Annotated in this window: 24 protein-coding genes and 1 pseudogene; 19 read left to right on the top strand and 6 right to left on the bottom strand. The window is 67.4% G+C overall.

The features are described 5' to 3' along the window. Positions 1-12: 12 nt before the first annotated feature. On the bottom strand, positions 13-345 hold the full coding sequence (locus OG225_RS14270; RefSeq protein WP_405182103.1) for a hypothetical protein: 333 nt from the start codon (positions 343-345) through the stop codon (positions 13-15). Positions 346-739: 394 nt separating this feature from the next. On the opposite strand from OG225_RS14270, the gene OG225_RS14265 reads away from it, so the two are divergent. Next, positions 740-1,951 (top strand): alkane 1-monooxygenase, encoded by a 1,212-nt coding sequence (locus OG225_RS14265; RefSeq protein ID WP_405182102.1) that lies wholly within the window; start codon positions 740-742, stop codon positions 1,949-1,951. Between the two features lie 88 nt (positions 1,952-2,039). Here the strand turns inward: OG225_RS14265 and OG225_RS14260 are convergent, their stop codons facing one another. Together OG225_RS14260 and OG225_RS14255 are read right to left on the bottom strand one after the other, a co-directional pair. Continuing rightward, positions 2,040-2,897 carry a cyclopropane mycolic acid synthase family methyltransferase gene (locus OG225_RS14260; RefSeq protein ID WP_405182101.1) on the bottom strand — a complete coding sequence of 286 codons (858 nt, stop codon included), beginning with the start codon at positions 2,895-2,897 and terminating at the stop codon, positions 2,040-2,042. A gap of 294 nt (positions 2,898-3,191) precedes the next feature. Further along, entirely contained in the window at positions 3,192-3,512 is a 321-nt protein-coding gene (locus OG225_RS14255; RefSeq protein WP_405182100.1) for a MerR family transcriptional regulator, read from the bottom strand. 137 nt (positions 3,513-3,649) lie between these two features. Here OG225_RS14255 and OG225_RS14250 point away from each other — a divergent pair, with 137 nt between their 5' ends. The 3 genes from OG225_RS14250 to OG225_RS14240 all read left to right on the top strand — a co-directional run bounded on the left by OG225_RS14250 (position 3,650) and on the right by OG225_RS14240 (position 5,201). Continuing rightward, positions 3,650-4,084 carry an Hsp20/alpha crystallin family protein gene (locus OG225_RS14250; RefSeq protein WP_405183267.1) on the top strand — a complete coding sequence of 145 codons (435 nt, stop codon included), beginning with the start codon at positions 3,650-3,652 and terminating at the stop codon, positions 4,082-4,084. A gap of 95 nt (positions 4,085-4,179) precedes the next feature. After that, positions 4,180-4,335, top strand: coding sequence for a hypothetical protein (locus tag OG225_RS14245; RefSeq protein WP_405182099.1), 156 nt, complete (start codon positions 4,180-4,182; stop codon positions 4,333-4,335). A gap of 131 nt (positions 4,336-4,466) precedes the next feature. Then, positions 4,467-5,201, top strand: coding sequence for a PAS and ANTAR domain-containing protein (locus OG225_RS14240; RefSeq protein WP_405182098.1), 735 nt, complete (start codon positions 4,467-4,469; stop codon positions 5,199-5,201). Between the two features lie 119 nt (positions 5,202-5,320). Here the strand turns inward: OG225_RS14240 and OG225_RS14235 are convergent, their stop codons facing one another. Next, positions 5,321-5,500 (bottom strand): hypothetical protein, encoded by a 180-nt coding sequence (locus OG225_RS14235; protein WP_405182097.1) that lies wholly within the window; start codon positions 5,498-5,500, stop codon positions 5,321-5,323. 384 nt (positions 5,501-5,884) lie between these two features. Here OG225_RS14235 and OG225_RS14230 point away from each other — a divergent pair, with 384 nt between their 5' ends. The 9 genes from OG225_RS14230 to OG225_RS14190 all read left to right on the top strand — a co-directional run bounded on the left by OG225_RS14230 (position 5,885) and on the right by OG225_RS14190 (position 13,556). Next, positions 5,885-7,717 (top strand): hypothetical protein, encoded by a 1,833-nt coding sequence (locus OG225_RS14230; protein ID WP_405183266.1) that lies wholly within the window; start codon positions 5,885-5,887, stop codon positions 7,715-7,717. Further along, positions 7,714-7,899, top strand: a complete 186-nt coding sequence (locus OG225_RS14225) for a hypothetical protein (RefSeq protein ID WP_405182096.1) — start codon at positions 7,714-7,716, stop codon at positions 7,897-7,899. Before OG225_RS14230 ends, OG225_RS14225 begins: the two co-directional genes overlap by 4 nt. Beyond that, complete coding sequence (locus OG225_RS14220) at positions 7,896-8,282, top strand: hypothetical protein (protein ID WP_405182095.1); 387 nt, start codon at positions 7,896-7,898, stop codon at positions 8,280-8,282. The genes OG225_RS14225 and OG225_RS14220 overlap by 4 nt, the downstream gene beginning before the upstream one ends. After that, a complete protein-coding gene (locus OG225_RS14215) occupies positions 8,279-9,610 on the top strand; it encodes a hypothetical protein (RefSeq protein WP_405182094.1) in 1,332 nt (443 codons plus the stop codon). Before OG225_RS14220 ends, OG225_RS14215 begins: the two co-directional genes overlap by 4 nt. A 108-nt stretch (positions 9,611-9,718) precedes the next feature. Continuing rightward, positions 9,719-10,465, top strand: a complete 747-nt coding sequence (locus OG225_RS14210) for a glycosyltransferase (protein WP_405182093.1) — start codon at positions 9,719-9,721, stop codon at positions 10,463-10,465. Between the two features lie 8 nt (positions 10,466-10,473). After that, complete coding sequence (locus OG225_RS14205; RefSeq protein WP_405182092.1) at positions 10,474-11,400, top strand: acyl-CoA dehydrogenase family protein; 927 nt, start codon at positions 10,474-10,476, stop codon at positions 11,398-11,400. Continuing rightward, complete coding sequence (locus OG225_RS14200) at positions 11,397-12,149, top strand: PIG-L deacetylase family protein (protein ID WP_405182091.1); 753 nt, start codon at positions 11,397-11,399, stop codon at positions 12,147-12,149. Before OG225_RS14205 ends, OG225_RS14200 begins: the two co-directional genes overlap by 4 nt. Beyond that, on the top strand, positions 12,146-12,724 hold the full coding sequence (locus OG225_RS14195) for a class I SAM-dependent methyltransferase (protein WP_405182090.1): 579 nt from the start codon (positions 12,146-12,148) through the stop codon (positions 12,722-12,724). The genes OG225_RS14200 and OG225_RS14195 overlap by 4 nt, the downstream gene beginning before the upstream one ends. A gap of 118 nt (positions 12,725-12,842) precedes the next feature. Next, positions 12,843-13,556, top strand: a complete 714-nt coding sequence (locus OG225_RS14190; protein ID WP_405182089.1) for an inositol monophosphatase family protein — start codon at positions 12,843-12,845, stop codon at positions 13,554-13,556. 48 nt (positions 13,557-13,604) lie between these two features. Here OG225_RS14190 and OG225_RS14185 read toward each other — a convergent pair. Then, positions 13,605-13,799 (bottom strand): annotated as a pseudogene (locus OG225_RS14185) (SDR family oxidoreductase); the annotation flags it as partial. Positions 13,800-13,811: 12 nt separating this feature from the next. Then, a complete protein-coding gene (locus OG225_RS14180) occupies positions 13,812-14,093 on the bottom strand; it encodes an SDR family oxidoreductase (protein WP_405182088.1) in 282 nt (93 codons plus the stop codon). A 150-nt stretch (positions 14,094-14,243) separates the two neighbouring features. Between OG225_RS14180 and OG225_RS14175 the strand changes: the two genes are divergently transcribed. The 6 genes from OG225_RS14175 to OG225_RS14150 all read left to right on the top strand — a co-directional run bounded on the left by OG225_RS14175 (position 14,244) and on the right by OG225_RS14150 (position 18,279). Continuing rightward, positions 14,244-15,113, top strand: coding sequence for a LuxR C-terminal-related transcriptional regulator (locus tag OG225_RS14175; RefSeq protein ID WP_405182087.1), 870 nt, complete (start codon positions 14,244-14,246; stop codon positions 15,111-15,113). A 331-nt stretch (positions 15,114-15,444) separates the two neighbouring features. Continuing rightward, positions 15,445-15,882 carry a hypothetical protein gene (locus tag OG225_RS14170; RefSeq protein WP_405182086.1) on the top strand — a complete coding sequence of 146 codons (438 nt, stop codon included), beginning with the start codon at positions 15,445-15,447 and terminating at the stop codon, positions 15,880-15,882. A gap of 63 nt (positions 15,883-15,945) precedes the next feature. Continuing rightward, complete coding sequence (locus OG225_RS14165) at positions 15,946-16,773, top strand: SDR family NAD(P)-dependent oxidoreductase (protein WP_405182085.1); 828 nt, start codon at positions 15,946-15,948, stop codon at positions 16,771-16,773. Between the two features lie 78 nt (positions 16,774-16,851). Continuing rightward, a complete protein-coding gene (locus OG225_RS14160; protein ID WP_405182084.1) occupies positions 16,852-17,106 on the top strand; it encodes a hypothetical protein in 255 nt (84 codons plus the stop codon). A 22-nt stretch (positions 17,107-17,128) separates the two neighbouring features. After that, positions 17,129-17,887, top strand: coding sequence for an ABC transporter permease (locus OG225_RS14155; protein ID WP_405182083.1), 759 nt, complete (start codon positions 17,129-17,131; stop codon positions 17,885-17,887). Positions 17,888-17,979: 92 nt separating this feature from the next. Further along, positions 17,980-18,279 carry a hypothetical protein gene (locus OG225_RS14150; RefSeq protein ID WP_405182082.1) on the top strand — a complete coding sequence of 100 codons (300 nt, stop codon included), beginning with the start codon at positions 17,980-17,982 and terminating at the stop codon, positions 18,277-18,279. Positions 18,280-18,608 lie beyond the last annotated feature (329 nt).

Raw genomic sequence — 18,608 nt, 5'->3', positions numbered from 1 at the left:
ATACGCGCACTGTCAATGTCCTACTTGATCGGTCAGGGCGAGGCCCTCTTTGGCTTTGATCCGACGGTGCTCGAGGACCAGCCAGCCCGAACCGCCCAGGATGCCGACGGCGCACACGATCGCGGCGATGATCGCCCACCCGTTGAAGCCGTACGCCGCCGCGGTCAGGGTGAGCCCCAGAGCGACGATTCCGATCGCCCACAACACGATCCCGGGAATGTTGTAACCGTCCTGGATGCCTTCACCGGCGTGGCTACGCGAGGTACGCGCGTGATCCGGGAAATTCACATAGCCCTCGGGAGCCGCGCCCCGGTCGTGGGTACGTTGCGTTTCACTATCCGGCATGACAATTCTCCTTCGATCGCTGTCCCGCCCATAACCTGGGGCTTCACCGTTTCGACGCGGGTAAACCGGTTCCCGATCATCGATCCCATTACGATCGAGACATCACCGCTTTTCTCGGACCCGAAGCGGTCGTACTATACCCGGTGCGGTTCGAAACAGTTTACTTCAATGAATACTTCATTGACAATTTACGGAGCACCCGGGTACATTTGCGGACACTAAAATTGTTGCAGGACGGCCCATTCGGCATCTGAAATAACCACCCGCCGAATGTCGACAACGAAAAGACCGGTCGCGTAGCGGGTACGAGACCGGTACCAGGTCGTCATGAAAGTCGCCGGTGAGCAGATCGGGCGGCAGCAAGACTTCGACGGACGTAATTCGACTCACATGGATGGCTGTTATGGTCTTCGAGGATTCGGAATCTCGCGACCCGAAGCGCTATCTCTGGATCATGGGCACGATAGCTCCGGGTTGCGCACTACTTCCAGTAATTCTGGTTACCGTCACCGGTCTGCAATTATTCTGGTGGACCGGCCCGATCATCGTCTTCCTGCTGATACCGCTGCTGGATCTGGCGATAGGCGACGACCACAGCAACGTGCGCGACGAAGACTATGAATCCCTGTCCGAGGATCGGTACTACAGGTGGTGTACCTATCTGTTCCTGCCGCTCCAGTTGACCGGTCTCATCGTCGCGGGATACCTGTGGTCCGACATCGGCCTGAACCTGCTCGACAAAATCGGGTTGGCGACGACCCTGGGCGTCGTATCGGGTATCGGTATCAACGCCGCTCACGAACTCGGCCACCGTTCCGAACACCTCGAGCGCCGGATGGCGAAGCTGGCCTTGGCGCAATCCGGATACGGCCACTTTTTCGTCGAACACAACCGCGGACACCATGTCCGCGTCGCGACCCCCGCCGATCCGGCGAGCGGCCGCTTCGGCGAGTCGCTGTGGGAGTTCTTGCCGCGCACCATATTCGGAGGCTTGCGCTCGGCGCTGACGCTGGAGCGCGAACGCCTGTCCCGCAAGGACAAGCCCTGGTTCAGCCCCGACAACCACATCCTCCAGGCCTGGTCGTTGACGTTCGCCTTGTTCGCGACCATGATCCTGGCCTTCGGCCACGCCATCATCCCGTTTCTCCTGCTGCAAGCGCTGATCGGGATCGTACTGGTCGAAGCCGTCAACTACATCGAGCACTACGGATTGCTGCGCCCACGCCGACCCGACGGCCGCTTCGCCCGCTGCTCGCCGCGCGACAGCTGGAACAGCGATCGCCTGGTCACGAACGTATTCTTGTTCCACCTCCAGCGACACAGCGACCACCACATCAACCCCGGTCGTCGCTATCAAACGCTGCGTGGCCACGAGCAGGCGCCACAACTCCCCGGCGGCTACGCCTCGATGATCCTGCTTGCCGCCGTTCCCCCGCTCTGGCGTGCCGTCATGGACCACAGGGTGCTCGCCCTCTACGGCGGTGACATCGCACTCGTCAACACCAAACCCGCACCACATCGCCGACTGCCACGACTGCTGCGAAGGACCGGTCGGCACCGCGGCGGGGGCGGACCACCGGTGCTGTCACCAGCGGATTCACGGTAGCTACCCCGCCTGCGGGCATGGCTTGACTCACGGCCCGCGGATCGCCCGGCCGGAGCGTTCGAGAAGGACGAAGTCACGCCGTCGAACGTCAGGTCGTCAGGGTGAACTGCATGACGTCGAGATGCCCGCTGCGGAAGCGTGCCGCGCAGCCGGTGAGGTACCTCATGTAGCGGTCGTACACCTGCTCGGAAGTCATGCGCACCGCCTCGTCTCGATGCGCCATGAGCGCCTCGGCCCACAGATCGAGGGTCCGCGCGTAGTGACTCTGCAACGGCTGGATCCGCTCGGTGCCGAATCCCGCGCGCCCGGCCAGCCGCGTGACTTCGGCAGCCTGAGGCAACTGTCCACCGGGGAATATCTCCCGTTTCACAAAGATATGAAACAGGGCATCTTCGCGGGTCACCGGAATGTTCATCCGCCGCATATCGTTCAGCGAATGTCCGATTATGGTGTGCAGCAGCATTCTGCCTTCCTCGGGCAGAATGCGACGACACTTCTCGAAGAAATCGGCATACCGTTCGTGCCGGAAATGCTCGAAGGCCCCGATGCTGACGATCGCGTCGACATCGTCGTCGAACTCCTCCCACCCCTGGAGCCGCACCTCTGCGTTCTCGAGACCTCGGCGCTCGATCTGACCCGCGACATGATCGCGCTGGTTCCTGCTGAGCGTCAGGCCGATCACCCGCACCCCGTAGCATTCGGCGGCACGCAATAACGTTGCACCCCAACCGCATCCGATATCCAGCAGGAGCGTACCCGGTCGCAGGTCCAGTTTGCCGAGGGCGAGGTCGATCTTCGCCAACTGCGCCTGTTCCAGAGGAAGGTCGGGGGGTTCGAAGTAGGCGCAGCTATAGGTCATCGACGGGTCGAGGAACAGTCGGTAGAACTCGTCGGACAGGTCGTAATGCGACTGCACATCCTCGTAGAACGGCTTCAACGCGGCCATAGAAGATCTCCCTGTGATCGAGACAGATTTCTGACTGCAAACAAAGCGGACGAACGGCCGAACTTTCGTACACGCGGCACAGACCGTCGTCGGGTCCAAGTCCCCGTAATCACGGGAAGCGCACGTCGGTACTCGTGGAGGCAGCGTATACGTCGACATCGACGGGCAGGCCGATTTCCGCGAGAAGTTGCGAAACCGCCTGGAAACGCTCACAGAATTGCACAGTGTGCCAATTCAGGAGCGAGCACCGGACGGATTCATAGCCGCTGCGCCGGACCCAGCCGGGTGTCGTGGTCAGGTCTCGTCCTGATCGACTCGGAGACGATCGTTGTCGGCACCGAGTTCGGCGTTGACGTCTTCGAGATCGAGGATGCGCCCGATGCCCGCGAGGTTGACTCCCTGGGAGACCAGAACCGTGATCCGATGCAGGCGCGCGAGATCGTCGCCGCTGTAGCGCCGCGTCCCTCCGCCGCTACGCACCGGCGTGATGAGACCGTGCTGCTCGTACAGCCTCAGGGTTTGCACGCCGATCCCGGCCAGCTCGGCGGCCACCGAGATCGCGTACACCGCATGCCCGGGACCGGGCAGCCGACTCCCTTGCTGCTCGCTTGTCATTGCGCCCCTCACTCCCACACTGCCATATCAGGTTTCCTATCGTAACCCCTTGCACTCACCTTACGACAGTGCTAAAACAAATCTATGCCGAATAGCAGAGGTTATCCGGCAACCACTACTACCGAGAACGGAGTGTGTTGGAGGTGGCGACCATGCTGATGCGTACCGATCCCTTCCGCGATCTGGACCGACTCACACAGCAGGTATTCGGCACCGCGGCCAGGCCCGCGGTCATGCCGATGGACGCTTGGCGCGACGGTGACGAATTCCTCGTCGAACTGGACCTGCCCGGCATAGATCCCGAATCCCTCGACCTCGACATCGAGCGCAACGTCGTCACCGTGCGCGCGACCCGCCCGCCCCTCGACGGCAGCCGCTCGATGATCGCCGCGGAACGCTCCCGCGGCGTATTCAGCCGCCAACTGTTCCTCGGCGAAGGTCTGGACACCGACAACATTCGCGCCGACTACACCGACGGAGTACTCCGACTGGTGATCCCGGTCGCGGAGAAGGCCAAACCCCGCAAGATCGAGATCGGACACAACGACAACCGTCAGGCAATCACCGTCTGACACCGACGTAACTCTTCGTCGGCACGCCGACATGGGGTGGGTCCGAATTTTCGGACCCACCCCATGCCCACCGGGAACGCATCAGGGAGGTGCCCATGACGACGCCCACTCGCGGTGACGCGCCGCGCGCCGCCACGCCGACAGTCACCGTCGACACCGAACATGCACACGAGGGCGATGATCCTGTCTCGACCGACATCGGCTACACAGCCCCGTACACCGATGACGACCGATACGCGCTCGCCTACTGATCTCGACCGTTTTCGTCTCCGCAGCATCGAGGAAATTCGTCATGACCGAGAAGCCGCTCACCGACGACGACACCGAAGGCCGTCCGGTTCACCACAACACATCGATCCCCTCATTCCAGGAATGACCGGTCGTGACCACCGATGAAGCGGCGGGCCGCAACCCGACGGCACCGCCATCCAGACGCCTGACCGGCAGCTACCGTTTCTGGTTCGCCGACCAACGATGGGAATGGTCCGACCAGGTGGCGGCTCTGCACGGCTACCGGCCGGGCCAAGCCCGACCGACCACCGAACTGCTACTGGCGCATAAACATCCGGACGACCGCGCCAAGGTCGCCGATACCCTCGCCATGGTCGTCCGTACCGGACTTCCGTTCAGCAGCCGACACCGCATCATCGACACCGCGGGGATCACCCGGCACGTGCTGGTCGTGGGCGATCAACTGCGCGACGACGCCGGCGAGGTCGTCGGAACCGCGGGGTTCTACATCGACGTCACCGACAACGTCCACGACCAACGCCGTGAAACCATCGACGAGATACTGCCCGACCTCGTCGCCGCGCGGGAGGTGATCGAACAGGCCAAAGGCGCGCTGATGGCGATCTATGGCATCAACGCCGAACAAGCCTTCGATGTGCTGATCTGGCGTTCACAGGAAACCAACACCAAACTCCGCGCTCTCGCGGAAGGACTCGTCTCGGCACTTCACGACTTCCGAGGCGCGGAGGTCCACACACGTGCGCGCTTCGATCACCTGCTGCTCACGGTGCACGAACACACCGACACGCGAACTCCGCACTCCAGGAGGACCCATCGCCACAATGGACAGCGACGTCGGCAATCGACCGACAGTCCGCAGCGATAGCCGACAGTACGCGCACGCTTCGTTGGACCGCTCTCCCACGGCGGTGTGATCACCGGACATCCAGGTGCTCGGTGTCGATGTTCGCCCCGCGAAAGATGTTTCGCGATTCGGAACCGAAGTCAGCCTGCCAGGCGATGCTCGACCGGCGCGAGTTCGTGCTGACGCGTATCGTCCGGGCGCTCGGTTTCGAGCCCCATGACCCGTTTCCACCAGTTATTCAGAGGGCTGGGATCGGGCCACACCACCACCGGGTCGTTCTTCTGGCCTACGTTCGCGGTGATCTTGGTCGTCTCGCGCATATTCGCGTCCCTCGCTGATACTGGGCGGTGAGCCTCTGCTACTCGTATCACTCACCGATGAAACTTCGGCTGGATTAGCGTTCTACCCGCTCTTTTCGCGCTCAACCAGCATAGTCGGAAAGTTTTCCCGGCGGACACGAATTCGTCACGCGCTCGCGAGGGTCCACCAACTTGTTGCGCGGCCAGAACTCTCGTCTCGAGACAACGACGCGTCCGATGATTCATCGAACGATAGCGGGTATCCGCCTCGTGCGCGCGGGTCAACGCAGGTACGCCGAAAGCACGATGCGGGTAGCGCCGCGAAACACGCCTTTCATGCTACCTTGCGTAACATATACTTGCGCTTCGCGATGGAGGTCTTCTGTGCTCGACGGTGTGCACCGGATGTGGCTGGCCCAGTCGGGTGGCGAGGGCGGTGGAGCCGCCTTGGATCAGGTCGCCGCCATGACCGGCGGCGCGGGCGTGATCGCGATCGCGCTGTTGTGGGTGGGCCATCTGCACCGCACCCGGCGGATCACGTGGTTGCGGCGACTCGCGGACGGTCTCGGGCGGAAGTTCAACCGGCCCGGGTGGGTGGCGCTGCCGCTGACGATGTTCCTGGCGACGATCCTGACCGCGTTACTCGGCTTCATCTGGGATGTGAGCCTGCATGTCGGCAACGGCCGTGACGCGGGCCCGCTGGCCAATCCGGCGCACTATTTCATTCTCGTCGGGCTGTTCTTCCTCTTCACCGCGGGGATGTCGGCGATCGTGCTGCCGCTGGACGAGAAGCCCGGCGCCGCCGCCGTGCGCATCACCCGCACCTGGTACGCGCCGGTCGGCGGAATTCTGCTGGCGGGCGCGGGGCTCTACGCGCTGATCGGATTCCCGCTCGACGATATCTGGCACCGGATGTTCGGCCAGGACGTCACACTGTGGGGCCCAACGCATCTCATGCTCATCGGCGGCGCGGGACTGTCCCTCGGCGGCGTTCTGCTGCTCGAGTTCGAGGGCAGGAACAACCGGCCCGAACCGGATCAGCCCGACGGACGGTCGATGTGGCTGATCCGCGGGTTCGCCTTCGGCGGTCTGCTGATCGGATTGTCGGTCTTCCAGGTCGAATTCGATTTCGGGGTCGAGCAGTTCCGGCTCGTACTCCAGCCGATGCTGATCGTCGTCGCCGCGTCGATCACCTTGGTCGCCGCGCGCATGACTCTGGGCCCGTTCAGCACGCTGGTCGTCGTCGCTTTCGCCGTCGCGGTCCGCACCGTGGTCGCGGTTCTCGTCGGCGGACCGATCATCGACACGCCCCGCAACGTCTTCCCGCTCTACGTGGGCGCGGCCGTCGTGGTGGAACTGCTGGCGCTTGCCGCACCGCTGTTCCGTCGCCCGCTGTGGTGGGGCGCGGTGAGCGGACTGGGTATCGCGACGATCGGGCTGTGGCTCGAATCCCTGTGGGTAGACGCGATGTTCATCGATCCGTGGCCCACGGCGATGTGGCCGGAACTGCTCGCCATGGCGGTGCCGGTCGGCATCGCGGGCGGGGTGATCGGCGCGTTGCTGGCGAACGTATTGCTCGGACGGCCGCTGCCTCGGCCTCCGGTGCGCCGCGCCCTGGTTGTCGCCGCGGTTCTGATCACGGCCGCGGCCACCACCAACGGGCTGCTCGTCGAGGTGCCGGACAAGGCGGAGGCCACGGTAACGCTCAGCGACACAACACCTTCGGCGGGCGGGCGGATGGTGCTCGCCGATGTCAGGCTGTCCCCCGGCGACCTCGTCGGCTCCGATCCCGAATGGATCCAGATCCTGTCGTGGCAGGGCGGGATCGGCGGCGACAGTCCGGGTCGCGGTCTGGTCGTCGACCACCTGCGCCGGGTGGACGAAGGGCACTACGTCTCCACCGAACCGGTTCCGGTACACGGCTCGTGGAAGACCGTGCTGCGCGTGCAGGACGGTCGGCTCCAGGCGGCACTGCCGATCTTCATGGCCGCCGACCCCGGCATCGGGGCGCAGGAGGTCCCGGCGTCGACTACGTTCACCCGTCCGTTCGTCTCCGAGATCACCGTTTTGCAGCGGGAACGCTCGTTCGACCATCCGTCCTGGCTGTTCGCCGCGGCGGGCCTGCTGGTGCTGCTGTGCAGCCTGCTGCTGGTGTGGGCGCTGTCGTGGGGTGCCGCCCGGATCAACGAGCGGTATCCGCACAGCGTCGTCAGGACGCCGGAACCGGTCGCCGGATGAACGCGGGCGAGGACCACGTCGACGTACTCGCCGATCATTCGGTCCTGCTCGCCATCCCGGCCTTCCTGCCCGCCCTGCTCGTGGTCGGCGTGGTGGTGTTCATCGCCGTACGCGACCGACGCGGCGACCACGACGACGAGCGACACGACGACGCCGAAGACCGTGACGAGGAACTCCGATGACACTGCGACGCCGAGCCGCGACGGTCCTGCTCGGCTGCCTGTTGACCGCGGGCTGTGCCGCCGCCGATCCGGTGGGAACCGAGTCGAAGACCGCGACGGCGCCGGGAGATCCGGCCTCGGTCGTCGTCGAGGTGCGTCTCGCCGCGGGCTCGGTGAGTCCGGTCGATGAGCGGCGTGAGGCGAAGGTCGGGCAACCGGTGGAGATCGTGGTCGACAGCGACACCACCGACGAACTGCACGTGCACGGAACCCCGGAACACACCTTCCCGATCGTCGCCGCGACCGGACAGCGTTTCCGTTTCACCGTCGATGTCCCGGGAAGGGTGGAACTCGAACTCCATCGCGCCCACCGCACGGTGGTGACGCTGCTCGTGCGCGGATGACGGTTCTGGCCCACGGGATCGGCGGGGCGAGCGATCTGCCGATACCCCTGTCCTACGCGCTCGTCGGCGCGGCCTGGGCGTTGACGTTCTCGTTCGCGATCCTGCTCTTCGCGTGGCGGGCACCACGACTGGATCCGCGAAGCCCCGGAATCGCGCTGCCCCGGGTGCTGACGCGGGTGGTCGACGCGCCGATCGTCCGCGCGACCATCTCCACGCTCGGGCTGGCCGCAACGATCGCGGTGCTCGCGGTCGCGTTCTTCGGGTCCTCCGATCCCGCCGACAACCCTGTTCCCGGCGTCCTCTACATCTTCCTGTGGGTCGGCGTCATGGTGGCCTCGCTGCTGCTCGGACCGGTCTGGAAGGTGTTGTCCCCACCGCGCGCGTTGCACCGGCTCGTCTACGGGCTGGCCCGTCGTCCCCTGGAGCACGGTCTGCTCCGCTGTCCGCGACGCTGGGGCCGATGGCCCGCCGCGCTGGGCCTGTTCTCCTTCGTCTGGCTCGAACTGGCCTACTCCGACCCCGGCTCGGTCGCCGCGGTGACGACCTGGCTGGTGGGCTATCTCGTGGTGACCACGACCGGATTGCTCCTCTGCGGCAGCGCGTGGTCGCGATACTGCGATCCGCTCGAGGTCTACAGCACACTGCTGGGCAGATCGAGCGCCATCGGCCGTGGCCGCGACGGCGAATTCGTCCTGCGGTCACCGCTGGACAACCTGGCGGGCACCCCCGCGCGAATCGGTTCGGTCGCCGTCGCCGCGACACTGCTCGGTTCGACCGCCTTCGACAGTTTCTCGGCCTTCCCGTCGTGGCGCGCGCTGCTGGCCGACGCGGGCGGCGGCGAATTCACCTCGACCGTGCTGCGCACGCTCGGACTGCTCGGATTCATCGTGATCGTCGGCGCCGGTTTCCATTTCGCGGCGCGGGCCACCGGCGGGGTCACCCGGGCCGAGCGAGCGCGGCTGCCCGCCCGGCTCGCCCACGGTCTCACCCCGATCGTCGCCGGATACCTCGTCGCGCACTATCTCACCTTCCTGGTGGAGAAGGGTCAGGCCACGGCCATCCTGTTCGCCGACCCGTTCCAGCGCGGATGGAATCTCGCCGGACTCGCCGATCGCGATGTCGACTACCTGCTGTCCACACACCCCGCAGTGCTCGGCACGGTCAAGGTGCTCGCGGTGCTCACCGGCCATATCCTCGGCGTCGCCGCCGCCCATGACCGCTGCCTCCGCCTGCTGCCGCCCTCGCACCGCCTCACCGGCCAGCTGACCTTGATGCTGCTCATGGTCGGTTTCACCTTCACCGGGCTCTACCTGCTGTTCGAGGCATAGCGGCGGGACGGGTGGCGCGGTGTGCGCGCTGTTTGCCCCCGGCGGGCGGGGGTAGATCCCCGTTGTCCTCGAAGCAGGTCGAAGGCGGTGCCCGAAGGGTTGAAGGTGATGTCATCTCCGGTCGAAATCTCCGACACCGACGGTGAGCCCGCGCGGCGGGCCGCGCCGACCGCCGTCGTGGTGGTGGTCCCCGCCCACAACGAGGAATCGCTGCTGTCGCGATGCCTGCGCTCGTTGAGGCGCGCGGCGGGCGACGTCACGGTCCCGGTGCACGTCGTGGTGGCGCTCGATTCGTGCGTGGACGATTCCGCGCGACTGGTACCACCGACGATGTCGCGTGTCTGGACCGATGCCCGCAATGTGGGTGCGGCGCGTGCGGCGGGTTTCGCCTTCGCGGCCTCGGCATTCGGCCACGGCGGGCTCGAGCGGCTCTGGTACGCGACCACCGACGCCGACTCGGCGGTTCCCTCGGACTGGCTGACCGCCCAGTTGTCGCATACCGACGAAGCCGACGTCACGGTCGGCACCGTCGCGGTGCGGTGGCGCGAACGTGACGAGCACGTACGCGCGGAGTACGAGCGCCGCTACCGCCGCCGCGCCGCGGGCGGTCACGGACACGTCCACGGCGCGAATCTCGGATTCCGCGCCGACTGGTACCACCGCGTCGGCGGTTTCCGGCCGATGAGCGACGGGGAAGACGTCGACCTCGTCGCCCGACTGGCGGCGGCGGGCGCGCGGATCGCCCGACCCGAGCAACCCGCCGTCCTGACCTCGGATCGTCTCGGCAACCGCGTTCGTGACGGATTCGCCGGATACCTGAGCGGCCTGACGAGCGCGCCGCCCGACTGCGCGTGAGGAGAACGGTGACCGAAACACCTGTGCACCACGATATTCCCGCCGACGAGGTGTCGCGGTTGCCGCTGCCCGGTTCGGGACGTACCGAAGCACGGTGGCAGGGCTTGATCGACCTCGCCCGGGCCGACGTGGTCAGCGGCCGCTTGGCCGAAGCACATGCCGACGCGTGCGCGATCACCCACGAACTGCATGCCGACCCGCCGCGACCGGGACAGGTGTGGGGCGTGTGGGCGGCTCAACCGCCCACACCGGTACTGCGGGCGACTCCACGTGCCGACATCGCCGTGCTGTCGGGGCGCAAGATGTGGTGCTCGGGGGCCGGGATCTGCACACACGCGCTGGTGACCGCCGATACGGACGCGGGCGCGGCGCTGTTCGCGGTCGATCTGTCCGAACCCGGTGTCACCGTCGTCCCCGGCACCTGGCACGGCGTCGGCATGAGCGGTTCGGCGACGTTCACCGTCGACTTCGACCGGGTCGCCGCGACGCCGGTCGCCGCGCCCGGCGACTACGTGGCCAGACCCGGGTTCTGGCACGGCGCGATCGGTGTCGCCGCCTGCTGGTTCGGCGCGGCCGAAGCGGTCGCCGACAAACTCATGAACGCCCCCGGCGAGGATCCCCTGCGCGAAGCGCACCGCGGTGCCGTCGACGCCGCCCTGTACGCGGCGCGCTGCGCACTGGGCTGTTCGGCCGCGGAGATCGATGCCGCCCCGGATGACATGCGCGCGGCCAGGATTCGCGCCAGGCGCGTGCGCGCGGTCGTCGAGGACGCGGCGACACTGACCATCGACCGGGTCGGACGCGCGCTCGGCGCGGCACCGCTGGGACAGGACCCCGTCCACGCGCGACGGGTCGCCGACCTCACCGTCTATCTCCGGCAGAGCCACGCCGAATACGATCTCGCCGACCTCGGATCCCTGGTCGGTCCTCGATGAGCGGGCGACGCTTCGCCGAATGCGAGATCTCCGATCCGGGCACACCGCTGGACGTGTGGCAGCCGTGGATCCGGCGTCTGCCCACTGTCGACCCCGCCGAATTCGCCACGGCGCCTTTGCAGATCATCGCGCCGCATCCCGACGACGAAGTCCTCGGCGTCGGCGCGCTCGCCGCGTACCTCACCGACGCCGACGTCTCGGTATCGATCATCGCCGTCACCGACGGCGAGGCCTCCCACCCCGGCTCTCCCACCCGCACACCGGCCGATCTGGCCGCGGTGCGCCGACAGGAATCCGAGCGGGCCGCCCGGGTGCTCGGCATCGATGACATCACCTACCTGGGGCTACCGGACGGGCGGGTCGGCGAGAACGAGGACCGGCTCGTCGCCCTGCTGAGCGAGCGGATCACGGTCGGCGCGACCGTGGCCGCACCGCTACGCGACGACGGACATCCCGACCACGAAGCGACCGCGCGCGCGGCCATCACGGCCGCACGCCGGCGTGGCGCCCGCGTCATCGAATATCCGATCTGGATGTGGCACTGGTCATTTCCCGCCGACCCCGCCATCGACTGGCCGCGCGCACGACGACTGGAACTACCGCCGACCACCGCCGCGCGCAAACGCGAAGCCGCCGACCACTTCCGGACCCAGACCGAGCCGCTGTCACCCGATCCGGCCGACCGTGCCGTCCTCCCACCCCATGTACTCGAACGCCTCCTCGGCTTGGACGAGGTCGTACTGCTATGAGTCCCCGCAGCGATCCGGAATTCTTCGACGCCAGATACCGGGCAGATCCCGACCCCTGGAATTTCGACACCGACTGGTACGAGATCCGCAAACGCACCCTCCTGCTGGCGATGCTGCCGCACCCCCACTATCGGGCCGCGCTCGAACCCGGCTGCGCCAACGGACACATCACCACCGAACTCGCCCGACGATGCGACCACGTGACAGCGACCGACATCGCACCGCGCGCCGTGGAATTGACCCGCGCCCGCTGCCGTGAACAACCCAACGTCGACGTCCAGAACTGGGGCCTGGGCCGAATATGGCACTGGGAGAACATCTTCGACCTCGTACTCCTCAGCGAAGTCACCTACTACCTCCCCGCCGACGCGCTCACCCTCGCGATCGAGGACATGGCCGCACACCTCCGACCTCAGACCACCGTCGTCCTGTCCCACTGGCGTCACACCGAGAAGGACCACCATCTCGACGGCGACGAAGCGACCAGGATCGCGCTCGCCGCCTTGCCGCACCGATCCGCGGCGCGATATGTCGATGACGATGTCCGCATCGAAGTGGTCACCACGGTCCCGTGAATCCGCCACGTGAACACCCACGGTGGGCATATCACCGAACAGCCGACCAGACAGGGTGATAGAACCATCTGCGGCAGGTGGGGAGTTCTCGATCCCGATAGCGAACGGTAGGAACCGCGTGGACGATCATGATCTGGCAGCAGCGCTCGCCGGTGAGGCCGGGACATTGCTGTGCGATATTCGCGCGGAAGGTGGCGAGGTCGGCGACCGGCGCGCCAACGCGTTGCTGCTGGAACGGCTGGCTGTGGAGCGCCCCGACGACGCGGTGCTGTCGGAGGAAGCGCCCGACGATCCGATTCGCCTCACCCGGTCGCGGGTGTGGATCGTCGATCCACTCGACGGGACCCGCGAATACGGCGAGCCGCCGAGGCAGGACTGGGCCGTGCACGTCGCCCTCTCGGTCGACGGAGTGGCGGTCGTAGGCGCAGTCGCGCTGCCCGCGGTCGGGCTGGTGTTGCATACCGGCTCGGCTCCCGTGCTTCCGGTGGCCGGGCCGGGACCGATCAGGGTCGCGGTCTCGCGGAGCAGGCAGTCCGAGCAGGTGAAACACCTGGTCGACGCGCTGGGTGCGATCACGGTGCCGATGGGGTCGGCGGGGGCGAAGGCCATGGCCGTCGTGCGTGGTGACGCCGACGTGTACGCCCATTCCGGTGGCCAGTACGAATGGGATTCCTGCGCACCGGTCGCGGTCGCGGCGGCCGCGGGACTGCACGTCTCGCGTCTGGACGGGTCGCCGCTGCGCTACAACCGCCCCGACCCCTACCTGCCGGACCTGCTCATCTGCCGACCCGAGCTGGCCGACGACGTCCTGGCGCACGTGCGGGGCCACTGATCCACGGCGACAAGCCCGCGCGATGTCCGCTCGGACCAGGCCACCGTTGATCCGAATATTCTGGCCGTTGACCCAGTGCCCGGCCGGACCGGCCAGGAACGCGACGACTTCGGCGATATCGGCCGGGGTGCCGAGCCGCTCGAGCGGGACCGCGGCGGCAAGTTGTGCCACGGTCTGCTCATCCTTCCCGTCCAGGAACAGTTCCGTGGCGGTAGGGCCGGGAGCGACGGCGTTGACCGTCACGTCACGGCCGCGCTATTCGCGGGCCAGGATCATGGTGATCGCCTCCACCGCACCCTTGCTGGCGGCGTAGGCGCTGTATTCCGGGAACGAGGTGCCGACGACCGAGGTCGAGAAGTTGATGATCGCCCCGCCCGGGCGCACCCGGCGGGCGGCCTGCTGATCGACGACGAAGGTGCCGCGGATATTGGTGCGATGCAGGTCGTCGAGTGCGGCCAGATGGCCGGTTCCTCGGTAGCGCGGCGTTGCAGGTCGGCGCGTTCGACCTCGCCGCCCGTTTCGCGGCCGCGGCCGCACCCGGACTGCGCGCCGGGGGCCGACTCGGGGCGCTGCCGCGCGCGCTCACCGTGCTGGCGTGGAGTGCGGTGCGCCTCGGCGATCTCGCCGCCGCGGCGCCCGTCGCGGCGGGAGGCCGAGGCACTCGCCCGCGAGACCGGCCAACCGTTCATGCACGGGCTCGCTGTCGCGGTGCGGGCCGAGATCACCGCGCTGCACGGCGCCTACGCGCGGTCGGCGACCCTCGCCGCGGACGCCGAACGAATCGGACTCGCGGCGGGCGCGCGGCCGGTGCCGGCCACCGCCGCTCTGGCGCGTGGACTGGCGGCGCTGGGTGAGGGCCGGTTCGACGACGCCTTCGCCGAATTGCGCCGGATGCACGACCCGGCCGATCCCGCCTACACACCCGCGCTGCGCTCGTACTTCCTCGCCGAACTGACCGAAGCCGCGGTGCGCGGGGGGCAGTCCGACTCCGCGCGGGAGCTGTTGGCCGAGCTGGAACCGACCACGAGGACGACGCCGTCGCCCGCGTTGCACATCGGATTCCGCTACGCGCGTGCCCTGCTCGCCACCGAGGACGCCGAGGGATTGTTCACCGCGGCACTGGCCGCCGACCTCACCGGCTGGCCCGCCGAACGCGCCCGGCTACAGCTGGCCTACGGCGAATGGCTGCGCAGGGTGGTCGAATCCCGCGCCCGGCTGCGCGCCGCCAGGCAGACGTTCGACGCACTCGGCTTCGCCGCCTGGAGCGAACGAGCCCGGCTCGAATTGCGCGGCGCGGGCGAGTCCAGCCCGGACCGAAGCCCCGACGCGGGCGAACGGCTGACTCCGCACGAATTGAGCATCGCGCGACTGGCGGCCCAGTGCCTGACGAACCGGGAGATCGGACAGCGACTGTTCCTGTCGCACCGCACCGTCAGCACCCACCTGCACCGGATCTTCCCCAAACTCGGAGTCACCTCACCGACCGATCTGGCCGCGCTCCTCCCCGACCCGCCGGGCACGCCGCAACGACCTCTCGCGGGCGATGACGGACGGTGACGTCCGCGGGTGACTACGTCATCCGGCGTCACCGCGCGCCCACCGGTGTCGTCGGCCGGTTCGACCCCTGTCCGGCACATCTTCGGCGGGCTGATCCGGCACGATGCCCGATCCGGCACTCGACCTCGACACGCCGGACATGACCGAGCCGTTCATCCGATCGGCCGCGACAGGCGGCGAAGATACGTCATCGCGGCGTCATCCGACGGATTCGTCGGGGTGTCCGCAACAGCGATGCTCGACAGGCATCCGGACCCACCGCCCGGAACCGCAGACGACATCAACCCGGTCCGACGACACGGCCGCGACCACCATTTCCGAGGAGCACGCAATGACCACCGTCCGTTTCCACCTCGTGTCGCCCCTGTCCCCGGCCGAGGTCGTCGAGGTGCTCACCGACTTCGGACCCACCCGCGCCGACACGTGGCCGACGATCGACGCCGACCATTTCGTCGTTCACGACCGCGGCGAGACCTGGGCCGAGGTCACCGAGGGCACCGAGGGCACCGCGGCCGCCTGGGAACGCGCCCGCTACGAATGGGATCCGGCCCGGGGCATCGTCACCGTCACGACCCTGGATTCCAAACTCTTCGGCGCGGGCGGCGGCTGGGTCTTCCTGGCACGCGGCGAATCGGCGGGCACCCGCGTCGACGTCGAACCGACACGCACGCCACGCGCCGTCAAAGGCAAGGTGCTGGCTGCGCTGCTGCCCCTGGCGGGTCCGTCCACCCTGCGTAAATCCTTCGCGGGTCCGCTGCGCGCGGCCTGACACCCGATCGGAACACCCGGACAAGCCACCACCGGTTGGTGGCCCGACGAAACGGAGAAAGCTGTGGCGAAAACGTGGCTCGTCACCGGAACCTCACGAGGGTTCGGCCGTGAGCTCGCCCGAGCCGTCCTCGCGCGCGGTGACAACCTCGTCGCGACCGCGCGGCGACCGAAGGAACTGACCTTCGTCGGTGACAACGTTCGCACGTTCGAACTCGATGTCACCGACGCGAACGCGGCACGCGCCGCCGTCGACTTCACCCTTGCCGAATTCGGCGCCCTCGACGTGGTGGTCAACAACGCTGGGTACGCGAACAGCGCGCCCATCGAGGAGATGGACGACACCGACTTCCGGAATCAGATCGAAACGAATTTCTTCGGCGTGGTCAACCTCACCCGCGCCGCACTGCCCGTGCTGCGACGACAGCGCTCGGGGTGGTTCGTGCAGTTCTCCTCCGTCGGCGGACGTGTCGGCGGCACACCGGGCATGGGCGCCTACCAATCCGCGAAATTCGCCGTGGAGGGCTTCTCGGAGGTGCTGGCCAACGAGGTACGGCCCTTCGGCGTGCGGGTCCTGATCGTCGAGCCTGGAGCCTTTCGCACCGACTGGCAGGGTTCGTCGATGCGGTTACCCGCCGTGGGAGCCGACTACGTGTCCACCGTGGGCGAGATCAACCGCTACCGGCGCGACAACGACGGCACGCAGCCGGGCGATCCCGCTCGCGCGGCGGAGGTGATCATCGATGTCGTCGAATCCGACGATCCCCCACGACGACTTCTCCTCGGCGCCGGCGCCGTCGAGATGGCCCGCGAATCGTCCGTCGAACGCGCGGCGGAGGCCGAGAGGTGGGCGGCCATGAGCCGATCCGCGGACTTTCCCGCCGAACGGTAGCGATCGGTGCCGAACTCGATCTCGCCGTCCGCGGGGCGGCGGCACCCGGTCCGCGCCGGAGCCGAGTTCTGTGGGTCGATGACCTCACGATGTGCAGGAGGTGGTAGACCATTGTTCCCCGAGGACTGGCTCCCGGCCGAAGGCGATGTGCACCTGCGTATCTGGCTGGACGAGATGTGCGCCGACTACACGGCCAGCGTCGAGGCGGCACGACATCTGATCCGCGACTGGTGGCGAAGGCATTGGTGCACAATCGAATTGGTTCGGCCGACCGGCGGCGGCCGTCATCCGTTCCCACGCCTGCCGTACGAGCGACTGTTCCTCGAACCATGAGCGCGTCGCGGACGGTCGCGCGGTGAACACGGTGGCGACGCCCGGGGTGGCTCTCGTGGTCCTGTGCGCGGTCATGGTCGCGGCGACCGCCGTGGTGTACCGGGTGGCTCGACTGGGATCGGTCACGGTGGCCCCCGGCGCCGCGCTGCGCGGGACCGCCCAACTCACCGCGGTGGCGTTGATCCTGGCGGCGGCACTGGCGCATCTGTGGTCCTCGATCGCGGTGCTGGTGGTGATGTTCGGCGCCGCGGTGGCGACCTCGGCGCGCAGGGCGGATGCGGGATGGTCGGCGATATGGCTGACCCTCGCGCTGGGCGCCGGACTCACGGCCGTGCTTCCGGCCATGCTGCTCAGCGGGGTGGTCCCGCTCGAGGGCGTCGCGCTGGTCCCGATCGGAGGAATCGTGCTCGGCGGCACCATGAGCGCGACATCGCTGGCGGCACGAAAGGCACTGGACACGATCGAACAGCGTTGGGGCGAGGTGGAGGCCGCGCTGAGCCTCGGCCTGTCCGAACGCGACGCACGACTGGAGGTCGTCCGCGCCACCGCCGCCGACGCGCTGCTGCCCGGCGTCGATCAGATGCGCACGGTCGGATTGGTCACGTTACCGGGCGCTTTCGTCGGCGTACTCGTCGCGAGCGGTTCCGCCACGCAGGCGGGAGCCGTGCAGATCCTGGTACTCGTGGGCCTGCTGCTCGCCCAGTCCTGCGCTGTCGCCGTCACAATCGAGCTGATCGCCCGCGTCAAGGTACACCGCTCCGCGGCGCATCCCGGCCTCTGACCACGAGCAGCCTCGAGGTAACCGCCGCCCACGCCCGTGTTTGGGGCGCTCGTGCCCGGGTATCGCAGCGCGACACAGTCGAGCCGATCGGGATGAGCATGGCGAACAGGGAACTCGGGGTCACGGTGACCATGGACGAACACGACTGGCTTCTGCTCGAGCAAGCGGCCGACTGCGCCGGAATGACGGTACCGGCCTATATCAGTTGGAACGCCCGCCTCCTGGCCCAACAGGCACGGCCCGGCGCGGGCGCTGCGCGGCGACGCCTGCCCGCACGCGCACGGCGCGCTCGTACGGTGGCCGACGAGACCGAGGAACAAGCATGGGCGCAATCGTTCTCCGAGCGTTTGACCCGCCGCGCGGACCTCTACCGCGGCGAACCGTACCGCTGATTCCGGCTCGAATATCAGCGCCACGTACGCACCAGGTATTGCGCGTGTCACTCCGAAGTTGCCGTCGACGGCACCGTAATGATCTTCACCGAGGCCCGAACCGCTCCGGCCGAAGTCGCCCACACGGTGTCGAACCGCGCCGCCCGGTCCGATCCGTCGGCCGCGCCCCACCCGGCTCCCGACGCGAAACCAATTGCCCCCACGGCACGTCGACCGGTCGGGTGGGCTCCCGAACACGCGAATATCGCGAATGCGCCGCGATTCGGGTATCAGTTACGATGATGCATCATGATTCACAGTCGTACAGCTGGCATTTCAGTTGCCAGGTG

Source organism: Nocardia sp. NBC_01377 (assembly GCF_045040005.1).
Classification (GTDB): Bacteria; Actinomycetota; Actinomycetes; order Mycobacteriales; family Mycobacteriaceae; genus Nocardia; species Nocardia noduli.
This window is presented reverse-complemented; position numbering and strand designations above follow the sequence as displayed.

Excerpts from the sequence above, each read along its gene's own strand:
- OG225_RS14270 (WP_405182103.1), bottom strand. The coding sequence starts at position 345 with ATGCCGGATAGTGAAACGCAACGTACCCACGACCGGGGCGCGGCTCCC.
- OG225_RS14265 (WP_405182102.1), top strand. The coding sequence starts at position 740 with ATGGCTGTTATGGTCTTCGAGGATTCGGAATCTCGCGACCCGAAGCGC.
- OG225_RS14260 (WP_405182101.1), bottom strand. The coding sequence starts at position 2,897 with ATGGCCGCGTTGAAGCCGTTCTACGAGGATGTGCAGTCGCATTACGAC.
- OG225_RS14255 (WP_405182100.1), bottom strand. The coding sequence starts at position 3,512 with ATGACAAGCGAGCAGCAAGGGAGTCGGCTGCCCGGTCCCGGGCATGCG.
- OG225_RS14245 (WP_405182099.1), top strand. The coding sequence starts at position 4,180 with ATGACGACGCCCACTCGCGGTGACGCGCCGCGCGCCGCCACGCCGACA.
- OG225_RS14235 (WP_405182097.1), bottom strand. The coding sequence starts at position 5,500 with ATGCGCGAGACGACCAAGATCACCGCGAACGTAGGCCAGAAGAACGAC.
- OG225_RS14230 (WP_405183266.1), top strand. The coding sequence starts at position 5,885 with ATGTGGCTGGCCCAGTCGGGTGGCGAGGGCGGTGGAGCCGCCTTGGAT.
- OG225_RS14225 (WP_405182096.1), top strand. The coding sequence starts at position 7,714 with ATGAACGCGGGCGAGGACCACGTCGACGTACTCGCCGATCATTCGGTC.
- OG225_RS14220 (WP_405182095.1), top strand. The coding sequence starts at position 7,896 with ATGACACTGCGACGCCGAGCCGCGACGGTCCTGCTCGGCTGCCTGTTG.
- OG225_RS14215 (WP_405182094.1), top strand. The coding sequence starts at position 8,279 with ATGACGGTTCTGGCCCACGGGATCGGCGGGGCGAGCGATCTGCCGATA.
- OG225_RS14210 (WP_405182093.1), top strand. The coding sequence starts at position 9,719 with ATGTCATCTCCGGTCGAAATCTCCGACACCGACGGTGAGCCCGCGCGG.
- OG225_RS14200 (WP_405182091.1), top strand. The coding sequence starts at position 11,397 with ATGAGCGGGCGACGCTTCGCCGAATGCGAGATCTCCGATCCGGGCACA.
- OG225_RS14195 (WP_405182090.1), top strand. The coding sequence starts at position 12,146 with ATGAGTCCCCGCAGCGATCCGGAATTCTTCGACGCCAGATACCGGGCA.
- OG225_RS14175 (WP_405182087.1), top strand. The coding sequence starts at position 14,244 with ATGCACGGGCTCGCTGTCGCGGTGCGGGCCGAGATCACCGCGCTGCAC.
- OG225_RS14170 (WP_405182086.1), top strand. The coding sequence starts at position 15,445 with ATGACCACCGTCCGTTTCCACCTCGTGTCGCCCCTGTCCCCGGCCGAG.
- OG225_RS14160 (WP_405182084.1), top strand. The coding sequence starts at position 16,852 with ATGACCTCACGATGTGCAGGAGGTGGTAGACCATTGTTCCCCGAGGAC.
- OG225_RS14150 (WP_405182082.1), top strand. The coding sequence starts at position 17,980 with ATGAGCATGGCGAACAGGGAACTCGGGGTCACGGTGACCATGGACGAA.